Here is a 22,362-nt window from a genome sequence, read left to right as displayed (position 1 = left end):
AGATAGTTTAGAAATAGCAAAACAAAATGCAGAATTAAACAATGTTCATGTAGAATTTATACAACAAGATATGCTTACACCTTCCATTTCACATCTTCCATCTTCCATTTCCATAATTGTAAGCAATCCACCATATATTACAGAACATGAAAAAGCAGAAATGCACTCAAATGTTTTATCACATGAACCACATAGAGCTTTATTTGTAAGTAACGAAAAACCATTGATATTTTACGAAGCCATTGCAAATTTCGCCTTAAAAAATCTACAGCATAACGGATTACTTTTCTTAGAAATCAATGAATATTTAAGTCAACAAACCATTGATTTATTAAAAGATAAAGGATTTAAAAACATTGAGTTAAAGAAGGACATGCAAGGCAAAGATAGAATGATTAAAGCAGGGCTCTAAACTAAGATCTCGGATGAAACTGTGTAATTACGCTTCTTAAATAATCACGATCTAAATGTGTATAAATTTCAGTCGTCGTAATACTTGCATGACCTAACATTTCTTGTACAGCACGTAAATCGGCGCCACCTTCAATTAAATGTGTAGCAAAAGAATGGCGTAGGGTATGTGGACTAATGCTTTTATGAATCCCTACTTTAATTGCTAATGTTTTAATTAAATTAAACACGGAAATTCGAGATAACCGACTACCTGAACGATTTAAAAAGATATAATCTTCGTGTCCTTTTTTTATACTTAAATGCACTCGTATTTGGCTCACATAAATTTCTAACAGCTTTAAAGCAGTTGAACCTATTGGCACTAAACGCTCCTTATTTCCTTTTCCAATTACCTTAATAAACTCTGTTTCAGCATAAATATTAGAGATTTTCAATTCCACTAATTCCGTAACACGTAATCCACAACCATACAACATTTCAATAATTGCTTTATTGCGCATTCCTTCTGGTTTAGAAGCATCGATGGCATCAATTAATTGATCTATTTCATAAATGTTTAACGTATCTGGAAGTTTTCTAGTTAGTTTAGGAGATTCTAACAAAGCAGTCGGATCTTCTAAAATGATCTGCTCTTGCATCAGATATGTAAAAAAAGCTTTAATCCCAGATATTACTCTAGCCTGCGTATTGGCTTGCATTCCAACATCATTCAACCACGATATAAAATCTCTTAAATCACTTAATTGCAGCTTGCTAAGTAGTAGATCTTTATCAATAGCTAAATAATACTGAACCAACTTATCTACATCATTCAAATAAGCATCAATAGAATGTTTAGAAAGCGAACGTTCTAACTTCAAATAATCCTTAAATCCTTTTAGGTAAGATTGGGTATTCATTATATTTACTGAGATTTTTTTACAACATTGTCCCAAAGGGATGTTCCAAAGGAACTCCTATGGAGCCTTGGCACAACTTACATTTATTTAATTACATTTAACATATGAAGATACAAATTATAAATGGCCCAAACTTAAACCTATTAGGTCAACGAGAACCCACAATTTATGGTTCTGAAGGATTTGATAGTTATATTTCACAACTGCGAGAATTGTATAGCATTATAGAAATTGATTATTATCAAAGTAATGTGGAGGGGGAATTGATTAATAAATTACACGAAGTAGGTTTTTCTTATGATGGTATTATCATTAATGCTGGTGGTTACACACATACTTCTGTAGCATTGGCAGATGCAATTGCAGCCATTAAAACTCCAGTTGTAGAAGTACACATTTCTAATATTTATGCTCGCGAAGAGTATCGTCATGTATCCTTAACAGGAAAAAATTGCAAAGGTGTACTTACAGGTTTTGGTTTAGATGGATATCGTCTGGCCATAGAAAGCTTTTTAAAATAACATAACATGAAAAAATATCTATTTATTTTGATACTATTAATTGCTTTTAAAAGCAATGCTCAAACTACAGCTATGCCTAAACTAGATGATAATGCTATTGTTAGGGACGGGGCAGGCAATTTGATACCCACAAAATTGTGGAGAGCCTATTATCAAACAGGTGATTATTCATTTAAACTAAACAAAGAAAAAACAGAGTTTATAATATATGAAATGAGTCCTGAAGAAAAAATTAAAGCAGAAGAAAGAAAACAACTTGCTTTATCGAATTCTAGCAGACCAAGATTAAGCACTTCTTTTAAAGATGGAGAAAAATTTAAAGGAAATAAATTTACCGACATTAACGGTAATAAATATGATTTAAGAGAACTTACAGGAAAGGTATTGGTTTTGAATTTTTGGTTTATCAATTGCCCCCCTTGTAAAAGAGAGATACCAGAACTAAATCAACTTTATACTAAATACAAAGACAATAAAGATGTTATTTTCTTAGCCATAGCATTAGATGAGAAATATGATCTTATCCAGTTTTTGAAAACTACTCCATTTAATTATAACATTGTTGATGACGGAAGGTTTTATGCTGAAAAGTATGGTGTAAAAAGTTACCCAACACATTTAGTAGTAGGGAAAGATGGTTTAGTTAAATTTCATACTACAGGTTTAGCTTTAAATACAGTGTATTGGGTAGAAAAAACGATTAGTGAACAATTAAAAGGCATTTAATTACCATTTTAATCCGTTAAATTTCTTTATTCCCTTTACAAAATAGGCCCAAACAATACTCTCTGTGTAAACGCCTGTATGTTGCAGTAAAGGAACCTGATGAGTAGTTCTTTTCTTTGACGTATTATCTAATTGCATTAAAAAATGCAAATGCGCTTTGTTAATTGCAAAAGCAAAAGCAAATTTTCCTTTCATTAAAAACTGTAACCACGCCAAAAAATCAAGCCAAATTCTAACAAAAATTCTAGCATAAGCTTCACTCTTTGGCAAATTCTTTTGCATGATGAGTAGATTATTTCTAAAGTTAAGGTAGGTTTTATACGGATTATTAGCATTCAGTGTACCACCGCCAACATGGTAAACTTCAGCATCTGCGCAACAAACAACACGATATCCTAAGTTTTTTAAACGCCAACACAAATCAATTTCTTCCATGTGTGCAAACAAATCGGCATCTAAACCACAGACTTGTTGCCAAGCACTACTTTTAATAAAAAACGCAGCACCACTTGCCCAAAATAGATCTATAGTAGTATTATATTGGCCATTATCAGTTTCTACCGTATCAAAAATTCTTCCTCTACAAAAAGGATATGCGTATAAATCTATAAACCCACCAGCAGCGCCCGCATATTCAAATTCAGTTTTTTGTAATTGCCATTTTAGTTTAGGTTGTGCAACAGCAATGGTAGAATCACTTTGCATTAAATCTATAACCGGTTTTATCCAGTTAGTAGGAACTTCAACATCAGAGTTTAGCAACACAAAGTAATCTGCCTTTACTCGAGAAAGAATGTGATTATATCCACCAGCAAAACCATAATTTTTATCGTTTTCTAAAATAGTTAGCTGAGGATAATTGTTTTTCAAAAAGTCAATAGAATCATCTGTTGATGCATTATCACCAATTACGATTTGTAAATTCAGATAATCCGTTTGTACAACACTAGGTAAAAAACGTTCTAGCCAAGTTTTACCATTCCAATTTAAAATTACTACTGCTACACTAGGTTCCATAACTTAGCTATATTTCCATCGCCTATGGCTCCATAACCAAAAAGCAGGCTCTTGTTTAATTGTTTTCTCCAAAAATTCAAACAGTAAATCCGTTATTTCATGCCCCTGTGTTTCCTTCGGGTTTAAACATAAAGGCAAAATATCTACTTCATAATACCCACGTTTTACTCGTTTTACATCAAAGTAAAACACCGGTCTGTTTGTTTGTAAAGCTATTTTTTCTAAACCCAGTAAAACGGCAGTCTGTTGATTTAAAAACTCTAAAACATATTGTGTTTCATGTTTCACAGGTGTTTGATCACTAGCAAAACAAAACATAGTAGGTTTATCCTTAGTAGCCACAACCATCCGTAATGTTTGGCGCATAGCAACAAATACATTTCCAAAGCGAGTTCTTACCTTGTTAAACCAGTTTTCAAATAACTCGTTATTTAAAGGCTTATATATTACGTATTCAGTTGCACTTGCAGCTTCACCTAAAGCTAGCATGCACAATTCCCAATTGCCATAGTGACCAGTACACGCCAAAACACTTTCACCTTTACTAAAGTAGGCTTCAATTCTATCTAAATTTTTAAATGTAACGCGTTTCTTTAGCTCCTTTTTTGAAATAGTAGGCATTTTTATAATCTCAAAAACTATGTCTGCTAAGTATTTATAAAAGGTTTTTTCTATTTCTATAATTTCTTTAATATCCTTTTCTGGAAAAGAATTTACCAAATTTTCTCTTACAACAACCTTACGATAACCAATTAAATAATATAACGGATAATAGAGTAGTCGAGCAAAAAAGTGCAATACAGGTAGGGGCAGCAGCGATAAAATAGATAAAAAGAATATACCGATATGCGAAAAGACTTTTTTAATCATTAATTTGGGCAGATAGAATGCAAACATAAAATATCAGATGCAAAGTTTAGCAATATTTCCACTTTTTTATCTTCCACCTGTTAGTTATTTTACTGCGTTAAAAACTCAAGATTTTAACATTCAATTAGAAAAACAAGAACATTTCCCTAAGCAAACGAATAGAAATAGGGCAAGTATTGCCTCGCCAAATGGCATTTTAGATTTAACAATACCAGTTATTAGAGGTTCTAAAATGCACACGCCAATAAAAGATGTTAAAATTAGTTACGATTTAAAATGGCAGCGTTTGCATTGGTTAAGTCTACAAACTTGTTATAGAAGCTCAGCCTATTTTGAGTTTTACGAAGATGGCTTAGCACCATTTTATCAAAAGAAATTTGAGTATTTGTTCGATTACAACTTACAATTACTGGAATGGTTATTTAAACAACTTAAAGTAAATCCAGCACTTTCTTTTAACGAAGAATATGAAAAAGAGTTACCATTAGATTTAGATTTCAGAAATCAATTTAGTAGTAAAAAGACACCTCCAGTACCCGAAACTAAAAGCTATTTTCAGGTGTTTAGCGATAGAAATGAATTTATCCCTAACTTAAGCATTGTAGACTTGTTATTTAATCAGGGTCCACAATCTAAATTATATCTATAGTATATGGCAAAAAACAGCAGACATAAAAGCAAAAAACACCATTACGCATTACCTATGCCGGGCTCAAGTCCGGGATTAGTTTTTATAGACGAAAATTCACTACAGCCTAAAATTAATTTACATGTTTACAATGCTGATACCTATAAGGTAGAAGAATTAAACAACCTAAAAGGATTAGCAACGCATACTGCCGACAAAAAATTAAATTATTGGGTAGAAATTAAAGGTTTTGGATCTGCCAATATGTTCGAGTTGTTAAGTACCGATTGGAACATCAATAAACTAATATTAGAAGATATTACAAGAACGTATCAACGGCCTAAATATGAAGAATACGGCGCCTATGATTTTGCCATCAGCAGAATGCTATACCTTGATAAAGAAAATTGTTTAGAAAACGAACAAGTATCATTTATCTTAACCGAAAACATATTATTTACCTTTCAAGAAAAATACGAAGATTGTTTAGAACCTGTTCGTCAACGTTTAAAGATTGGAAAGGGGAATATTAGAATAGGAGGTAGCAGCTATTTAATGTATGCTATAATGGATATGATTGTAGATGCGTACTTCTCTGTATTAAGTGCGTGGGGCGAACAGTTAGATGCTATTGAAGATCGTTTGTTTGAAAAACCAGATAAGTCTATTATGTATGACACCCAACTAATTAAACGCAATTTAATTACGCTTAGGCGTGTGGCTTGGCCAGAACGTGATAAAATGAACGACATTTTGCGAACAGACAGTCCGTTAATTGATGACCCAACTAAAATGTACCTTCGAGATGCTTACGATCATTGCATACAAATTATAGACATGGTTGAATCGCTGAAAGAAATTTCGGCAAGTAATATAGATATGTACCTTTCTATCATCAGCAACCGCATGAATGAGATCATGAAAGTACTCACAATTATCTCTTCAATATTTATTCCCTTAACTTTTATAGCAGGTATTTATGGTATGAATTTTAGTAGGGAAGATCCAGTTACTGGTAAAATTCTTCCTCAAAATATGCCTGAACTATATCAAGAACATGGCTACGAATATACAATGCTTGTTATGGGGCTAATTGCGGTTGCGCAAGTAATTTATTTTTGGCGTAAGGGTTGGTTTAAGTAGGTTGGCAGAAATGATGGAAGAAGTATCGGTAAGCATGTAAGTAGTGACTGTAAGGATGCAAGAAGTATTAACAAGGTTATAAGAAGTATCAGAAAGGATGCGAGAAGTATCAGAAAGGGTGCGAGAAGTATCAACAAGGTTATAAGAAGTATCAACAAGGATGCGAGAAGTATTAATAGTGGTTTAAGAAGTACCCTTAAGGATGAGAGAAGTAACACACTTGATTGGAGATGTGTAGCATGTGTGTTGAGTTTAGCCAGAAAAGATACTCTTTATATGCAATCAAAGCGGTTAAGTTAAAACTTGACCCGCTTTGATAACTAAAGACAATTGAATTGTTATTTTGCCCTGGTAAATGGTAGTGCTGATATTTGTTTGTATTGGGGGCTACTTGTTCCGTATACCGACTTAACGTAAGTTTTTACGTCTAGTGCTGTGGTAATGATTCCTGTTTCTGGATGGTATAAAATTTCATTGCGTGTTAAACGTGCATTGCTTAGGGTTGTTGCAGCATTAACTACTGTTGCATTTTTAAGTTTTAGGTTTGCATGTAATGCAACAAGGGTTGTAACCTTTAATTCTGTTTCGTTGGGTACATATAATGGAATTGAAGCTAGTAGTTTTACTAGTTTATCGAAGTTATCTAATAAGCTATCGTAGCTTTGTTGTGAAGTAGAAACTTGATTTATTTCTTTTCCTTGGGCTAATAAAGTAGCTTTTTCTTCTTTGCTTACTTTTGCCGATGCTCTGCTACCTTGTATTTTTCTATTTAAGGTAATTAAATTGTCTACTACCTGGAGGGAAGCATCTGTTGCTTTTAGTGAATTTAATATGCGAGTGCATAATTTTTGAAGTGGCTTAAATGCTATTTCTCTATCTACTACTGCATTGCCATGTGTTGCAAGTATTAAGTTAAGGTTACTGATTGCATTTTTTGCAAGTGTTGCTTGAGCTTGCATGTTTCCTAAATGGATTGCTGTTTTAGAAGGGTTGTAAGTAGCACCGAAGCCTATTACAAAGGAGATTAGCGTTTCGAAGTTTGCTAAGTTTTTGGGGTGGCCTGTTTCATACGTTTTTGACATTGCTTTAATTGTTAGTTGAAGATTTTGTTAATTAAAATGAAGTTATGTAATTATGGTATGGCTTTTTTTGCTATGTAGTAGTCTTTTAGGGGGGCATTATATGTTGTAGCAGAAGAGCTAATTGGATTATTTTTCTCTTAAGCCCTGTATTAGAAAAGATAAAGCCACTCGATTGAGTGGCTTTATAAGTATTACTGAAGATTAGATTATTAGCAAAATCAACTAATCCAAAATATGAGTGCGATCTAATAGTTCTTCAAGTTTCATATTCGTCACCTGTATTATATATCTACATTTAATCTCTTGATACCTGTACAATTTATTCACGAACATCCCAAAACCGTTTATGTTCCAATACAAAAACTGAAAATCCCTAACATCGTATTCCTCTTTCAATGTGTTTTCTGGATAGCCTAATTCCTCGGCAAATTTATCGAAATCGGGTGATTTTATTTCCATTATAATATAGGTGCAAAACTGCGATTTGTGGTTCTTAAAAACAAAAACACTATCAACAGGAAGCCCAAATAAGGTAAATTTCATTACCTTATTTTTTACAGTCCTATTATAATTATATGACATTAGTGGATGGCCGCTCTTTACTCTATCCATTATGCTAATATATACTGCTGGTTCAAATTCTGCTGTTACAAATTTCTTTAGCAAATCCTTATCAAATATTAGCTTACCTAATTCCATAGTATCTTTTGTTGTGTGAAGTGTTTTATAAGCAGGTCGCAGTATACTTAAAAAAACCAATGTAGTTAAAAAGTGTTTCATATGTTAGCAATCTGTAGGGTCTGTATAGTGACTTCGTTCTTCATTATTAAAAATGATCGAACTGCTTCCGCTGCCATTAGTGCCTGCTGTTCCCTTAAACAATAGCATATATTCATTAACCTTTTGTGTATAATATGATTTGATGGTAACATCTGGAGGATAAACCGGGGTATCTCTAAATTCTGTATATGTCATATTCCTTGCATATTCCGCAGCCTCAGCTGCAATATTTGCTGCTTCTCCAGAGCTTAAAGTGCTGGTAGTTCCATTGGCATTAGTATAATAAGTTGGCAGTCCAAATACCACATGGTTAACTTCGATGTTCCGTACTGTTATGCCATTTCCTCCGCCAATCCATACCATCCTTAAAGATATCTTATTTAATCCTGCTTCCTGCCAATTTGCGATAGTAGTTTTTTTAAAAGTAAAACTTGAGCAATCGGTATCCAATGCCTCCTCAGCAACTTCCTCTTGATCAATAGTAGTTCCAGTATTGCTGCCGCCTCCTCCTAAATCGCATGTGCTATAAAGATATATTTCAGAAACTACTGCAATTACATTTCCTGAGCCATCGCACAAAGAAGTTGTCCAATACCAATCGATACATGCAGGTGTTTCAGGTTGACTATACATTAATTTGTTGTTTTGATTTCCTTTGCTGGCAGAAAGTGCAGGCATTATAGGTCGTTTTTTCGAAGCGTTGGTATAAAAGTTTTGCATTTCCAAATTTGTTAAGGTATTGTCGAAATAGCCTTTTTTTGGATTATAGGCAACAATAGACTTATAGCCTTCATTGCTTTTGGAAATTAGAAGAATGTAAGCACCATTTGCGTTTAGATCGCTGTTTAATGATACGGTGATGGGTACTCCTACCAAATCTGAATCATCTTCCATTTTGAAGATTTTAGCCTTATCCCATTCAACAGTGTTTCTTATTATCTTAACTTTACCAAAGTTGGACTTTAGATTGGTTTTTGTATTTGCAGTAGTTTCTAGATACCATGCTTTTGCATCCTCCAAAGGGTTGTCTGCTGATTCGATTTTCTTACAGGATAGTCCGAAAACAGTGATGAACATTATCATCACTAATGTTGCTAATTGGTTCGATTTTTTCATATTGTTTTAGATTTAAGTTTATTATATAAAACTGTTAAGTATTTTTTTCCGCTACTTTTTTCATAATTTGCTGACATATAGTTTACTTCAAAAGGTTAATGGTATTTTAAGTAATTATGAAGTTAAATGTTATAGAGATTTGATTTTATCGTCTTTTTGGGGGAGCTAAGGCTGAGTTGTATTTTCTTTTATTTCGTTGGCTAAATAAAAATGCGAATAGCAAATAGGACATAAAGTTTCGTAGTGAAAAGTGCTTGTGGTGCTAGACAGAAAAGCTACTACCTGTGTTAATTAAACCTGATTGTAGTGAAAATACTTTTTTGTAGCAGACACTTTGAAAAGCCCAGCGGACAAATGTTAAAAAGATTGTAACGGAAAGCAGGGCTGAATTTGCGAAGAACTACTGTTGTTGTTTTTCTCCTATTAAATATGCGTTTAAACCCTCTCCGAATGCCATTTCAAAACTAAATTATTTCTATCTTAGCGTCCTATGCAATCATTTGATTTAGATAAAACAGACGTTTCTAAGCTAAAGCAAGCAATAAGTGGTGATAATGAACTGCTTAAAGCTACATTGGCCGAATACCACGCATCTGAAATTGCTATTTTATTTGAGAGTATTAGCAGCGAAGACCAGCATCGGATTATTAACTTATTAGATGTAGAAACTGCTTCGGAAGTAATTGCAGAGATGCATGAGGAGGCGCACCCTGAGGAATTACTATTACAATTACACCCAGATAAACGTACCGAAATTGTTGAAGAGCTCGATTACGATGATGCGACTGATATTATTTCTCAGTTAGAGGAACACGAGCAAAAGGAAATTTTAGAAGATCTGAGTGAGGACGATGCATCGAGCATTCGTAATTTGTTAAGCTACGACGAGAAAACCGCTGGTGGTTTAATGAATACCGAGGTTATTCGGATTAATTTAAATCTTACTAAAAAGGATGCGATTGACGAAATTATTCGTCAGAGCGAGGAAATAGAGGAATTTTATACCGTAAACGTAGTTGATGATGATAATATATTTAAAGGGATTGTTTCTTTAAAAGATATTATCAAGGCAAAGGGAAATGCCAAAATAACCGAAATGATTAACTCTGATGTAGTTTATGTGAAGGCAGAAACTGATCAGGAAGAAGTAGCAAAGCTGATTTCTCAATATAATTTAACTAGTATACCTGTTGTAGATGATGAAATGCATTTACTAGGGCGTGTTACTTTTGATGATGTGATTGATGTGTTGGAGGATGAAAATACAGAGGATTTCCTGAAAATTTCTGGGGTATCTGAAGATGAGGAATTAAGTGGTAACTGGATTGAAGCGGTAAAATCTCGTTTACCTTGGCTAATTATAAACTTAGGCACCGCCTTTTTAGCTTCTGCGGTTGTTCGTCATTATGAGAATACGTTAAGTCAATTGGCAGTACTTTCTGCCTACATGGTTATTATTGCAGGAATGGGTGGAAATGCGGCTACGCAGGCTTTAGCGGTTACGGTTAGACGTATTTCATTGAATGATTTAACAGATAATCAGGCTTATAGAACAGTATTAAAAGAGTTTACAGTTGGTTTAATTAATGGCGCTGTAACAGGATTAATTGTATTTATTTTCGCTTATTTTTTTGATGGAAAGCCAATGTTGGGCTTCGTTATATTTTTAGCAATGACTGGCAATTTGGTTATTGCAGGTATTACAGGATCAAGTATTCCATTAGTGTTAAAACGAATTGGCATAGATCCAGCAATAGCATCATCTATAATTATTACCACATTTACCGATGTTTTTGGCTTTTTACTTTTATTAGGCTTAGCCAGCAAATTACTTTTATAATTAACTTAAAACGTACAAATTAACTATATGCAAACACTAAAACACGATTGGACTAAGGAAGAAATTACAGCTATTTACAATAAACCATTTTTAGATTTGGTATATGAAGCTGCAAGTATTCATCGTGAAAATACAGATTACAATGAGGTTCAAATTAGTTCGTTAATCTCTATAAAAACTGGTGGCTGTGCCGAAGATTGCTCATATTGTCCGCAAGCAGCCCGTTACCACACAGATGTAGATGTACAGGCTTTAATGAAAGTAGATCAGGTAGTTGATGCTGCGAAAACAGCTAAAGCAGGTGGGGCATCTCGTTTGTGCATGGGTGCGGCTTGGAGAGAAGTTCGTGATAACCGCGATTTTGACCGTGTGATTGATATGGTAAAAGCGGTTAATGAATTAGATATGGAGGTTTGTTGTACTCTAGGTATGTTGACTGAAAATCAGGCACAACGTTTAGCTGATGCAGGTTTGTATGCATATAACCACAATTTAGATACTTCTGAAGAAGATTATAAACGAATTATTTCTACACGTACTTACGATGATCGTTTAAATACTATAAAAAATGTACGCAAGGCGAAGTTGACTGTGTGTAGTGGTGGTATTGTAGGTTTAGGAGAAACAGTTGCAGATCGAGTTTCGATGTTGCAAACGTTAGCTAATATGCCTAAGCATCCGGAATCTGTGCCTATTAATGCATTAGTGCCAGTAAAAGGAACTCCATTGGAAAATCAACCACGTATTCCTATTTGGGAAATGGTGCGCATGATTGCTACCGCTAGAATTGTTATGCCTAAATCTGTTGTGCGTTTAAGTGCTGGAAGAAATGAAATGAGCACATTAGAGCAAGCTTTTTGCTTTATGGCAGGAGCTAATTCTATTTTTGCTGGTGATAAATTGTTAACTACTCCAAATCCTGCTTTTGTAGATGATATGGCAATGTTTGAATTGCTAGGCTTAAAAACGAGAGAAGCTTTTAAAAACGGTAGACCAGAGCATACAACTAAGAAAGAGGTTTTAGTATAGTTGAAAAAGTTGAAAGGTTGGAACGTTTAAACATTTCAACCTTTCTACTTTTTAATAAATTAAACCGCGGTAACTCTTACCTCAATGTTTCCTCTTGTAGCTTTTGAGTATGGGCAAGCACGATGTGCTTTATCTGCTAGTGATTGAGCATCTTCATGAGATATACCAGGAATATGCACATCTAAATCTGCAGAAAGCACAAATGCGTTTCCATCCTTGTTAAAAGATACATGAACATTTATGTTTGCTTCACTTACATCTACACCTTCACGTTCGGCTACACTCCCTAAAGCACCTAAATAACAAGCACCCCAAGCAGCAGCAAATAATTGTTCAGGATTACTTGCACCACCTTGTCCGCCAAGTTCTTTAGGTTTTCTCAATTCAAAATCTAAAATTCCATCACTCGATTTAATATGACCATCTCTTCCGCCAATTGCGGTAACAGAGGCTGTATATAGCTTTTCCATAATTTCTTAATTGTTTTAAGAGTAACAAAATGCTCGGACAGTTGTTTTTATTATTTCCCAAGGGGAGGAGAAAGTATATTAGATTTTAAGCTTTTCTGTTAGCTTAAAAATATCATAAGCTACTTTTTGTATCAAGTCAAACTGTTCAGCTATACTCATGTTTTCACTTTCACTTTCTAGTTCATTTACGTTTTTACGACGTATAAGTGGCACGTTAGTTAGCTCCTGTTTAGGAGAAATCAAGTTTTCTGCAGCTTGATTTAGTAAGTAAATTGTATTTTCTGAAATAGGTTTTAACCCATCTTTGTTTAAATATACAAAATCATGCTCCTTTTTATAAAGTAATAACGTAGCAATATATGAGGATAGCAAATGATTAAAAACAGTAAATTGATGTAGCTCTTTCATGTAAAGTTGTTTGCTTTTAGGCTCTGAAAACATACGTTGAAATAGCGATGCCAAGTTAGATGAATTCACATATACTTCTTTCCTTGAAAGTTTATAATTAGTGAGATTCAGGTCTTGCTCAAAGTATAAAAGTGTTACTTCTTTAAAGTAATTTCTATTCGCTTTGATAGTATCTAACATGGCTTTCTTTAATTTTTCATGCTCCCAATTTGGGAATAAAGAATAGCTAGCCAATAAAGCAATACCAGAGCCAATTAAGGTGTCGTAAATTCGTTCTCTCGCAATAGAAAGACTTCCCATTCCTAAAAAATCAAATAAAATGAGGATATAAGGGGTCATGAAAAGTACACTAACTACGTAATTTTTACGCTGAAAGCTATAACAACCAATCATACAAATTAATAAAATTACGAAGAGCGTGTTTTTATCATGGATATAAATTAAAACACCCATTCCAATAAAAGCACCGATAACTGTTCCTATTATACGTTGATAGTTTCTTTCTTTGGTTAAAGAAAAGCCAGGTTTAGAGATTACCAAAATGGTTAGTAAAATCCAGTAACTGTGTGCAAAATCTAAGCTCTTGGCTACTACAAATCCAATTAGCATAACAATAGCCACACGTAAAGAGTGTCTAAAAGTAGAAGAGTTAAAGGTTAAATTATCTACTAATATTTTGAAATCGAATTTCTGTTTGGTTATAAACTTTTCTACATCAATATCTCTTTGTTTTAAATTCTTCTTCTCTTTTTTATTAAAGTAACCAGTAATTGTCTTTACTCTGGCCAGAATATTTTCGATATTAACTTCAATATTCTTTAGTGCAATAAGCCCTAAAGTATTATATTGTTTATCGGCGTTTACTTCTAATACATTAATTTCTTCCTTCAATACAGCTACATCTTTTATTAGCGATGAAGAAAGGGTAGGTGTACCACCACTTTTCAAAGCAAAGGCAATTTCATCAAGAGATTCAGCAATTTTATTAATTACTCCTTCATATTGATGCAGTATACCTACGGAATCAAATTGTTCGTGTAATTGTTTGTAGTTATAATAAGTAGACATTACTTGTTCAAATAGATCGACCATGTCTACGAAAACAAGCAAAAGAAATCTTCCCTCTGGTGTAGACTCTCTTACAATTTCTCTAGTCCTAAACAACACGTCACGTACTTCATCTTGCTTTTCATGTACATGAACTTGTAACTGAAGTAATTCTGAGTAATTCTTTTCATAGTCAGTATTTTCATGATAGAACTTAGCTTTAGCTCTTAAAAACTCACTAACTTGATGTATAGAATCACTTAAAGTTTGTTGTACCAAACGATAGGGGCGCAGCCGATAAACAAAATAACTTAATAACGTATACCAAATACTACCTATAAAAATAAGTATGGCATAATAAATCACTTCTTTCCATGGTCTTATGTCATCTATACTTAGCACCATAATTAGCAAAACAGAAGTTCCTATCGAAGCTGCTCTGTTACCGTATAAAAAAAACATGGAAAAAATAAAGCTGCACACTACCAACAATGTTCCTGTAACGTATATGTTTTTATTGGTTAACCCAGTAATAATAGAAATTACAAAAAGTAAAACAGTGGTAATCAGCATTGCATTTCTTCTATGTATAATTGGTCCAGGAGAGTCGACAACACTAATACATAATGCACCTAGCGATAAGGTCATGCCATATTGTAGCATACCAAATTGAGCTAAAATTAAAGAGGGGCAAAGTACACCAATAGTTATACGCAAGCCATCTGCAAAATAAGTACTAAGCAAAAAATCTTGTATGTTTCTAATTGGCTGATTGAGCATGTTACAAATTTACATTATTTGAGGTTTAAAATACTTTGAAAAGTTGATATATAAAACTCAATAATTTTAAGCAAAGCTGATAAATAAGCAGAAATTGGAATCTAAAAATTAACGAATTACATTAAGAATGTGCATAAGCTAAAAATCAGGAATTGTTGATAAGCAAAATGAACACAAAGATTAAGTTTAATTTTTTACTAAATAAACGTTGATATTTAAGATAGTGCCTGTGTTAATAACTCGCATTATTAAGTGCATAACTTGTTAAAAAAATAAATCGATTTTTCTTGACAAGTGTTGCTTCAGACGCTAATTTAGATAATATCAATAACGAAGTACTTTGACAGTCTGATAGAATAATCCAAAACAAAAATGAAGTCGCAAGACTAAAATTTTTGGGAATTTTCACTAAGTGAAATCAAATCCGACGAGCATTGCAAAATGCAAAGTTGGTTTACATTAAGAAGTCGCAAGACGGTTAGCATGTAAAAAATTGAGTAATTAAAACCAGATCATTTGCAAGAACAGATGGGTTTTTAAGAACTAGCCGGTTGCAAAACCGATGATTTGTTTGTTTTACTAACATCAGACATTATAACTAATTGTGGCATTTTACGGAGTAAAGCAATATAGGTTATAATTTTATAAACGAGTTTTAAAGTTCGCAAGAACAATGACACTACGAATGAAGGTTAAGTATATTCAATTGATGCCTTATTTTTAATTACGGTTAAACATAAGGTTAAAACGGAGAACCAAATCGCAAGAAGAGGGTCTCCGTTTTGCTTTTTAGAGGTTTTTTTATTCTCAAATAAACTATAATCTTTAAATGCTAAACGCTAATTTTAAAGCATCATGGCAAAGAAAGAACTTCAAGAAAAAAACCTAACCAAAAAAATATTTGTATTAGATACTTCAGTTATTTTATATGACCATGATGCTGTTAACAATTTTCAAGAACATGATGTTGCTGTACCAGTATTAGTTTTAGAAGAACTTGATAATTTTAAAAGCGGTAACGATACACGTAATTTCGAAGCTAGAAGCTTTATCAGACTTATAGATCAAGCTTCAAAAAACCATCTCATCAATAAATGGATTTCCTTAAAAAAAACTAGTCAGGGTAAGTTTAAAATTATTTTAGATGAAAATCCAAAAAAGATAAATGCAGAAAAACTATTTGGAGAAGGAAAATTTGATAATCGGATTTTAAATTCGGCTTTAGTTTTAAAGGAAGAAAATCCAAAAAGCAAGGTTATATTAGTTTCTAAAGATATTTGTCTTCGTCTAAAAGCTAAATCTCTTGATTTATATGCTGAAGATTATGAAACTGGCAAAATCAAAAATGCTGATGAACTCTATACAGGTAAAACAGAACTAATAGATTTTTCTCCAGAAGCAATTGAAGAGCTTAAAAAGAATGACACTATAGATGCATCTTCTTTAAATTTACCCCATACTGATTCTAATCACTTTTATAGTTTAAAGAATAAAAAGAAAAGCGCTATTACTTTTTATGATTCCACTACAAAACAACTTAGAAATGTAAATCAAGATTCGGTATTTAATATTTCCCCACGCAACGCTGAACAATCTTTTGCTATTGATGCCTTACTTAATCCAGATATTAAGTTAGTTACGATACAAGGAAATGCGGGTACTGGTAAAACTTTATTAGCCTTAGCAAGTGCATTAGAGCAACGCAAAAATTTCAGACAAATTTATATTACGAGACCAATTGTTCCTTTAAGTAATAAAGATATTGGTTTTCTACCTGGGGATGTAAAAACAAAAATTGATCCTTACATGGCCCCAATTTGGGATAATTTGAAATTCATTAGAGAGCAATTTGCTGGTGATGAAAAGATGTTATTCAAAATTGATGAGCTTATTCGTACAGAAAAGATTGAGATTGCACCTTTGGCGTTTATTCGTGGTAGAACAATTACTAAAATCTTTTTCATTGTGGATGAAGCTCAAAACCTTACCCCACATGAAATTAAAACCATAATATCAAGAGCTGGAGAACACACTAAAATTGTTTTCACAGGAGATATTTATCAGATTGATACTCCTTATCTTGATTCTGAGAGTAACGGATTATCCTACCTGATAGAAAATGCTAAAAAACATCCCCTTTATGCGCACATTACGTTGCAAAAAGGGGAGAGGAGTGAATTGGCAAATTTAGCAATAGAATTACTTTAATGGTGTTTTCTTAAGGTTGTAATCGTAATGATTAAGGAGATTAAAGTTAATACTACGCTAAAAATAAACGGTGCACCAGGAAAATACATACCAGTATCTTTAATAATGAAATGGGCAAAAATATATGCCATGGAAAATGGTCCTAAAATAGCACCAGCGCTTTGCATACTTGTTACAATACCTTGAATTTCACCTTGTGCATTGGCAGGAACTTGATTTGAAATAATGGTCTGCATTGCTGGATTTCCAATTCCTGCTAAACAATATGGAAGTATAAAAATCATCATCATCAATCCGTTTGGTGCAAATGCGAAGCATGTAAAACCAATTATATATAAAATCAATCCTAGTATAATTGCCTTTTTGTTGCCAATTTTTGGAATAACAATTCGAATTAAACCTCCTTGCACGATAGCTACTGCAACCCCGACTATGCTTAATGAATAACCAATCATCGATGAATTCCAATTGAATTTTTCAATTACATAATATCCCCAATTTGATTGCACGGAATGACTTGCGATAAATAATAACAATAAAGCTACTACTAAACCTATTATTGCCGGATACTTAGCTACACTAACCATCGAACCAATCGGATTTGCCCTTTTCCAAGAAAATTCTCTACGATTTTCTTTCTTTAATGACTCAGGTAAGATGAAATAGCCATATAACCAATTTAAAAGTGCTAATCCTGCAGAAATCATAAAAGGAACTCTTAATCCCATATTACTGAATAAACCACCAATTAGTGGCCCTATAATAAAGCCAATACCAAATGCTACACCAACCATTCCGAAATTTTGAGCTTTCTTTTCAGGTGTGCTAATATCGGCTATATAAGCCATTGCAGTTGTGAAACTTGCACCTGTAATTCCAGCAATAACTCGACCTACAAATAGCCAACCCAAAGTAGGAGCAAATGATAAGAAGATATAATCAATACCTAACCCTAAAAGTGATATCAATAAAATCGGACGTCTTCCATATTTATCACTTAAACCACCTACAATAGGAGAAAAAATAAATTGTGCTATAGAATAAGCCACTAATAATAAACCTCCATATTCTGATGCATCAGCTAAAGATTTCCCAGAAAGTTCTTTAATTAAGTTTGGTAAAACTGGAATGATGATTCCAAAGCCAATGCAATCAATTAAAATGGTAATAAATATAAAGCCTAAGGTTGATTTTTTGTTATCCATTATTTAGAATTTGCTATAAAAATATAAGATTAATCGTTAAATAAATCTAATTGTGTTAAAGTTGGGGCCTTTTCTTTACCGAAGACAGTTCTGCCACCATATTTCCATGAATTTGCCCTTTCTTTCTTAATTAATTCATCTAAATTTTCATTTGGTGTAAAATTATCTTCAGCTTTCGCTGCAATTTTAGAAAGAGACTTTATCGCTTCAATTTTATCTGAATTGCCTAATTTTGATCTATCAATTGCACTTCTTAAGGTTTTTATTGTCTCATCATATACATTAACAGGAACGGGAAAAGGATGACCATCTTTTCCACCATTGGCAAATGAGAACCTAGCAGGATCTTTAAATCTAGATGGATTTCCGTAAATTACTTCACTAACTAAGGCCAAAGATTGTAACGTCCTTGAACCAAGTCCTTGTAACAGTAATAATTCTTCAAAATTGGAGATATTGTTTTCTTGAGCCAACCAAAGTGTAGCACCCAATCGCTTTAAGTTAACATCTTTCGCTCTAACATCATGATGATTGGGCATGATCAACTTTTTAATCTCGTTAATCATTTTTTCAGGTGGTTCTGAAGTTAGACTTAACATTGATTTTTTAAGTGGACCTGCTTCTTTATCTGTTAGGTTTAGAATTTCGCCATAATTTTGACCATAGATAAACGTATGAGGTTCTTCAGTAAAAGACTTTAAAGTTGAAGAATGCCAATGATATCTTCTAGCAGTAGCACTTTTACTACTCATACCTTGTTGGATAACGGTCCAATTTCCTTTGTTGCTAACAATAAAATTATGTTGATACAATTGGAATCCGTCTTGAACGGCTGTATTATCAACTTTTGCACTAAGTTTACTGCATTTTACCAGATTGCTAGCATTCAATCCATTAGTTTCAGAAAATCTAACAATTTCATTTGGTGTGTTTGTGGAAAGTTTTCCCTTACCACCACAAATATAAATACCAAGTTCTTTAGCATGTATATTTACGTTTCTTTTTAATGCTCCTAAAACCGATGTTGTAATCCCAGAAGAGTGCCAATCCATTCCCATAACAGCTCCAAGACTTTGAAACCAGAAAGGATCACTCATTCTTCTTAAGAAATCATTCTTACCATTATTTGATATAATTTCTTCTGTTACAGCTAAACCCAATTTACCCATTCGTTCTGCCAACCACAAAGGTACATGACCATAATGTAAAGGTAAATCTGCAATGCCAGCTCGCTTCATAATACTAACAAATTTAGTAAAACGAATTAATTTATACAACTTTGATTTAATAAATTTTATAAGCTTTTTTAGAATTATATTAATAGATTTATGATCACTATGATATTGTCTTATAATTAACATTATGTTAAGTAATAAATTCTAATATCTACTCTACTACATGTGTGTCCTATTAAAATTCATTTAATTTCCTTTTTAAATCTTGAACCTTATCTAGTCTATTCTTCCTTGTATAGATTTCGATTAATAGCTGAATAGCATTCCTATCGTTCAGATTTATTTCGTGAGCTCTTAGCAATGTGAATTCTGCACGATTAATATAAGATGTGAACTTTTTATTATTCTTTTCTTTCAGTGAATTATTAGCATTGTTTATATATACCAATCCTAATTGATATAACGCATCAAAATAATTTTGATCGATATCTAATGCTTTTTTATAAGCCAGTTCTGCTGTGTTATTATTATTAAGTTGAGATTGCTGCAAATATCCATATAAAAACAAAAGTAATTTGTTGCGTTTCTCATTAGGTATAGAACCTTCAATTATCTTAATAGCGACATTATACTTTTCATTATCTAATAAAAGATTAATATAATCATTACTTAAAAATGGATGATATGGATTTAGCTTTAAACCATCCTCAAGCGTTTTAATAGCCAACTCACTTTCAAATTTAGATGCATAAATGCTTGCCATTGTTTGAAAAACAATTGGATTTTTAATTTCATTCTCCTTTGCCCTTTTAAAATAATTCAACGCTTCATCATAAGATTGAATATTTTGAGCGCACAATGCCACATTTACGGCTAAAGTGGTATCCTTTGGTAAGAAGTCACTTACTTGCTTCAATAAACTGAATGCTGTCACAAAATCATTTTGTTGATAAGCACGATTTCCTTCAGTTTGTTTCTTAATATTTATATTATAGGTAGCTGCTTTAATCAATCCAGAATTATCCTGATATTTGTCAAGTTTAATAGCCTGGTCCAATGCGTCACTTGCTAAACTGTAATATTTGTCGGCGTTCGTTTCATTGTCATCAATTAATGCAATATATGAGCTTAAATATGCCTTTATAGCCCATGTTTCAGCCCAATTCTTTGTCTTTTTATCATTTTGAGCAGCCTCAATAGCTTTAATGCCTTCACCTATTATTGTAAGTTGTTTTTTAACTTCTTCTTTATTTGCAATACTTGCCTGTAATTTTCCAACACTATTTTGTGCTAATTGAACTTGAGTTTTTTGGGCATTAACTTTAAGAGTTAGTATACAGATAAAAAGTAATAAAAATTTGTTTTTCATAATATAGAGGAATATTCGCTCAACAAAAATAATAAAAAAAGAGGGACAACATATCCCTCTTCTCTTCTTCATTGTAATATTATTAATTAGCAGGTATAGCGTCTAATCTTTTCTTTATGTCGTTAAAATTTGCACTGTCATTTTTAAAACCATAAATCTGTTTTAAAGATTCTAAAGCTGGTACAAACTTAGGATCTAATTCAATAGCTTTCTTATAAAATGGCATTGATTGATCAATAAATACAACCATTTTTGCTGTTATTGCATCGAATTCCTTTATCTTTTTGGGGTCCAATTTATTTCTATCTGCTTGTAGAACTAAAGCTTGTTTGTAATAAGTATCACCCATTAAATACTGGTAAATCGCTTTTGATGGATCTTTAGCAATTAATTTTTTTAATGCTTCTTGTGATTTTACTATATCGCCTTTAGCAATATAAATATCAGTCTCTGTACCAACAAAATCAGCATCATCAGGATATTTTGCAATAGCTTCTTTAAGCAATGCTAAACCAGCTGTAGTATCTTTTAAATTTACCAAAGTCATTGAGATAGTTTCAGCATAAAAGTTTTTTGTTTCAGGCACATTAAAACTTATTACCTTCTTGAAGTTTTTTATAGCCTCTGGATAATTTTCTACTAATTTGGCAGTAACACCCGCATTAATATACATTGCTGTATCTGTTGGGTTGAGAGCAATTATTTCATTAAAAAGTGTTAATGCATTGGCATAATCTTTTTTATTGTATGCTCTTATTGCTCTGCTATTTATTGCATTGCGAATGTTAATTTCAGCAGATTGAATATTATCTTTTTGATCGCCTTTTGTATCTAAACTTTTTGCTTGAGCAATTGCATCTACAGCAATTTTTTGTTTAGCCAGAGCATTGTCGACATTCACTGAGTCTGTGTAAGCAATTGCAGATGCAAACAATGCTCTATAAGACCAAGCATCTGGCATAACTTTAGATTTTTCATTCGCAATTGCATTATCTGTGTGTTTTAAGCCATTATTCAATGCAAACATAGATTTATCAAATGTATTTTTTGTAGCCATTATGCTATATAAATCCCAGGTTCTTTTTGCTTCGGCCACTTCACTCTTTTGAGCATTTGCAAGTGTAGCCACACCTACAAATAATATACTTAAAAGTACTTTTTTCATATTTTTTATTTTTTTCTAAATTATATTAATTCTCTTCTGTTTCTTCTTCAGTATCAGGATTGTTATCTTCAGAAGGTTTCTCTGTTGCTTTTTCAATTGAATCTGCAGGTGTTTCTTCCGTTGAACCTTCTACAGCCACTCCTTCTTCTGCTTCTTCAATCTCATCTTCATGTTCAATTTTAGCTACTGATGCAATCTCGTCATTACCTTTTAATGTAATTAAACGAACACCTTGAGTAGCTCTACCCATTACCCTTAACTCGCTTACTACTATCCTAATTACAATACCAGATTTGTTGATAATCATTAAATCATCAGCGTCTGTTACATTTTTAATAGCAACTAGTGCGCCAGTTTTTTCGGTAACATTAATTGTTTTAACACCCTTACCACCTCTATTGGTAACGCGGTAATCATCAATATCAGTACGTTTACCGTAACCTTTTTCAGAAACCACCAATACATTTTCT

At 32.8% G+C, this 22,362-nt stretch carries 20 protein-coding genes and 1 pseudogene; 8 read left to right on the top strand and 13 right to left on the bottom strand.

What is annotated here, in order from left to right:
• Positions 1 to 412 (top strand): annotated as a pseudogene (locus tag WC622_RS11180) (class I SAM-dependent methyltransferase); the annotation flags it as partial.
• A 1-nt stretch (position 413) separates the two neighbouring features.
• Here the strand turns inward: WC622_RS11180 and xerD are convergent.
• Positions 414 to 1,313 carry a site-specific tyrosine recombinase XerD gene (gene xerD / locus WC622_RS11175; RefSeq protein WP_372819774.1) on the bottom strand — a complete coding sequence of 300 codons (900 nt, stop codon included), beginning with the start codon at positions 1,311 to 1,313 and terminating at the stop codon, positions 414 to 416.
• A gap of 104 nt (positions 1,314 to 1,417) precedes the next feature.
• Between xerD and aroQ the strand changes: the two genes are divergently transcribed.
• Together aroQ and WC622_RS11165 are read left to right on the top strand one after the other, a co-directional pair.
• Positions 1,418 to 1,834 (top strand): type II 3-dehydroquinate dehydratase, encoded by a 417-nt coding sequence (aroQ, locus tag WC622_RS11170; RefSeq protein WP_372819773.1) that lies wholly within the window; start codon positions 1,418 to 1,420, stop codon positions 1,832 to 1,834.
• 6 nt (positions 1,835 to 1,840) lie between these two features.
• Positions 1,841 to 2,560, top strand: a complete 720-nt coding sequence (locus WC622_RS11165; RefSeq protein ID WP_372819772.1) for a TlpA family protein disulfide reductase — start codon at positions 1,841 to 1,843, stop codon at positions 2,558 to 2,560.
• Here WC622_RS11165 and WC622_RS11160 read toward each other — a convergent pair whose 3' ends face one another.
• Both WC622_RS11160 and WC622_RS11155 read right to left on the bottom strand, forming a co-directional pair.
• Positions 2,561 to 3,577, bottom strand: a complete 1,017-nt coding sequence (locus tag WC622_RS11160) for a glycosyltransferase family 2 protein (RefSeq protein WP_372819771.1) — start codon at positions 3,575 to 3,577, stop codon at positions 2,561 to 2,563.
• Between the two features lie 3 nt (positions 3,578 to 3,580).
• Positions 3,581 to 4,447 (bottom strand): lysophospholipid acyltransferase family protein, encoded by an 867-nt coding sequence (locus WC622_RS11155; protein WP_372819769.1) that lies wholly within the window; start codon positions 4,445 to 4,447, stop codon positions 3,581 to 3,583.
• Between the two features lie 37 nt (positions 4,448 to 4,484).
• Between WC622_RS11155 and WC622_RS11150 the strand changes: the two genes are divergently transcribed.
• Both WC622_RS11150 and corA read left to right on the top strand, forming a co-directional pair.
• Positions 4,485 to 5,096: a WbqC family protein gene (locus WC622_RS11150; protein ID WP_372819768.1), complete on the top strand. Its 612-nt coding sequence runs from the start codon at positions 4,485 to 4,487 to the stop codon at positions 5,094 to 5,096.
• Positions 5,097 to 5,099: 3 nt separating this feature from the next.
• The gene (gene corA, locus WC622_RS11145) at positions 5,100 to 6,218 is read left to right on the top strand and encodes a magnesium/cobalt transporter CorA (RefSeq protein WP_372819767.1); all 1,119 of its coding nucleotides are present in this window, start codon (positions 5,100 to 5,102) and stop codon (positions 6,216 to 6,218) included.
• A gap of 338 nt (positions 6,219 to 6,556) precedes the next feature.
• Here corA and WC622_RS11140 read toward each other — a convergent pair whose 3' ends face one another.
• The 3 genes from WC622_RS11140 to WC622_RS11130 all read right to left on the bottom strand — a co-directional run bounded on the left by WC622_RS11140 (position 6,557) and on the right by WC622_RS11130 (position 9,196).
• Complete coding sequence (locus tag WC622_RS11140) at positions 6,557 to 7,300, bottom strand: hypothetical protein (RefSeq protein WP_372819766.1); 744 nt, start codon at positions 7,298 to 7,300, stop codon at positions 6,557 to 6,559.
• Positions 7,301 to 7,522: 222 nt separating this feature from the next.
• Positions 7,523 to 8,080 carry a hypothetical protein gene (locus tag WC622_RS11135; RefSeq protein WP_372819765.1) on the bottom strand — a complete coding sequence of 186 codons (558 nt, stop codon included), beginning with the start codon at positions 8,078 to 8,080 and terminating at the stop codon, positions 7,523 to 7,525.
• A 3-nt stretch (positions 8,081 to 8,083) separates the two neighbouring features.
• Positions 8,084 to 9,196 (bottom strand): hypothetical protein, encoded by a 1,113-nt coding sequence (locus WC622_RS11130; protein ID WP_372819764.1) that lies wholly within the window; start codon positions 9,194 to 9,196, stop codon positions 8,084 to 8,086.
• A 490-nt stretch (positions 9,197 to 9,686) separates the two neighbouring features.
• On the opposite strand from WC622_RS11130, the gene mgtE reads away from it, so the two are divergent.
• The gene (gene mgtE, locus WC622_RS11125) at positions 9,687 to 11,036 is read left to right on the top strand and encodes a magnesium transporter (protein WP_372819763.1); all 1,350 of its coding nucleotides are present in this window, start codon (positions 9,687 to 9,689) and stop codon (positions 11,034 to 11,036) included.
• A 27-nt stretch (positions 11,037 to 11,063) separates the two neighbouring features.
• Positions 11,064 to 12,065, top strand: a complete 1,002-nt coding sequence (gene bioB / locus WC622_RS11120; RefSeq protein WP_372819762.1) for a biotin synthase BioB — start codon at positions 11,064 to 11,066, stop codon at positions 12,063 to 12,065.
• A 59-nt stretch (positions 12,066 to 12,124) separates the two neighbouring features.
• On the opposite strand, the gene WC622_RS11115 is transcribed toward bioB, so the two are convergent.
• Positions 12,125 to 12,535: an organic hydroperoxide resistance protein gene (locus WC622_RS11115; protein WP_372819761.1), complete on the bottom strand. Its 411-nt coding sequence runs from the start codon at positions 12,533 to 12,535 to the stop codon at positions 12,125 to 12,127.
• Between the two features lie 78 nt (positions 12,536 to 12,613).
• A complete protein-coding gene (locus WC622_RS11110) occupies positions 12,614 to 14,770 on the bottom strand; it encodes an FUSC family membrane protein (RefSeq protein ID WP_372819760.1) in 2,157 nt (718 codons plus the stop codon).
• 855 nt (positions 14,771 to 15,625) lie between these two features.
• Between WC622_RS11110 and WC622_RS11105 the strand changes: the two genes are divergently transcribed.
• Positions 15,626 to 16,978: a PhoH family protein gene (locus WC622_RS11105; RefSeq protein ID WP_372819759.1), complete on the top strand. Its 1,353-nt coding sequence runs from the start codon at positions 15,626 to 15,628 to the stop codon at positions 16,976 to 16,978.
• Here WC622_RS11105 and WC622_RS11100 read toward each other — a convergent pair.
• From WC622_RS11100 to WC622_RS11080, 5 genes are all read right to left on the bottom strand, one after another.
• Positions 16,975 to 18,183 (bottom strand): TCR/Tet family MFS transporter, encoded by a 1,209-nt coding sequence (locus tag WC622_RS11100; protein ID WP_372819758.1) that lies wholly within the window; start codon positions 18,181 to 18,183, stop codon positions 16,975 to 16,977. The two genes, WC622_RS11105 and WC622_RS11100, sit on opposite strands and share 4 nt — an antisense overlap.
• 29 nt (positions 18,184 to 18,212) lie before the next feature.
• Positions 18,213 to 19,544 carry a DUF763 domain-containing protein gene (locus WC622_RS11095; RefSeq protein WP_372819757.1) on the bottom strand — a complete coding sequence of 444 codons (1,332 nt, stop codon included), beginning with the start codon at positions 19,542 to 19,544 and terminating at the stop codon, positions 18,213 to 18,215.
• A gap of 49 nt (positions 19,545 to 19,593) precedes the next feature.
• The gene (locus WC622_RS11090) at positions 19,594 to 20,799 is read right to left on the bottom strand and encodes a hypothetical protein (protein ID WP_372819756.1); all 1,206 of its coding nucleotides are present in this window, start codon (positions 20,797 to 20,799) and stop codon (positions 19,594 to 19,596) included.
• A gap of 10 nt (positions 20,800 to 20,809) precedes the next feature.
• Entirely contained in the window at positions 20,810 to 21,892 is a 1,083-nt protein-coding gene (locus WC622_RS11085; protein WP_372819754.1) for a tetratricopeptide repeat protein, read from the bottom strand.
• Positions 21,893 to 21,917: 25 nt separating this feature from the next.
• A partial coding sequence (locus WC622_RS11080; RefSeq protein WP_372819753.1) for a DNA gyrase C-terminal beta-propeller domain-containing protein occupies positions 21,918 to 22,362 on the bottom strand: 445 nt, incomplete at its 5' end.

The sequence above is a fragment of the Pedobacter sp. genome, from assembly GCF_041662865.1.
GTDB lineage: Bacteria > Bacteroidota > Bacteroidia > Sphingobacteriales > Sphingobacteriaceae > Pedobacter.
This window is presented reverse-complemented; position numbering and strand designations above follow the sequence as displayed.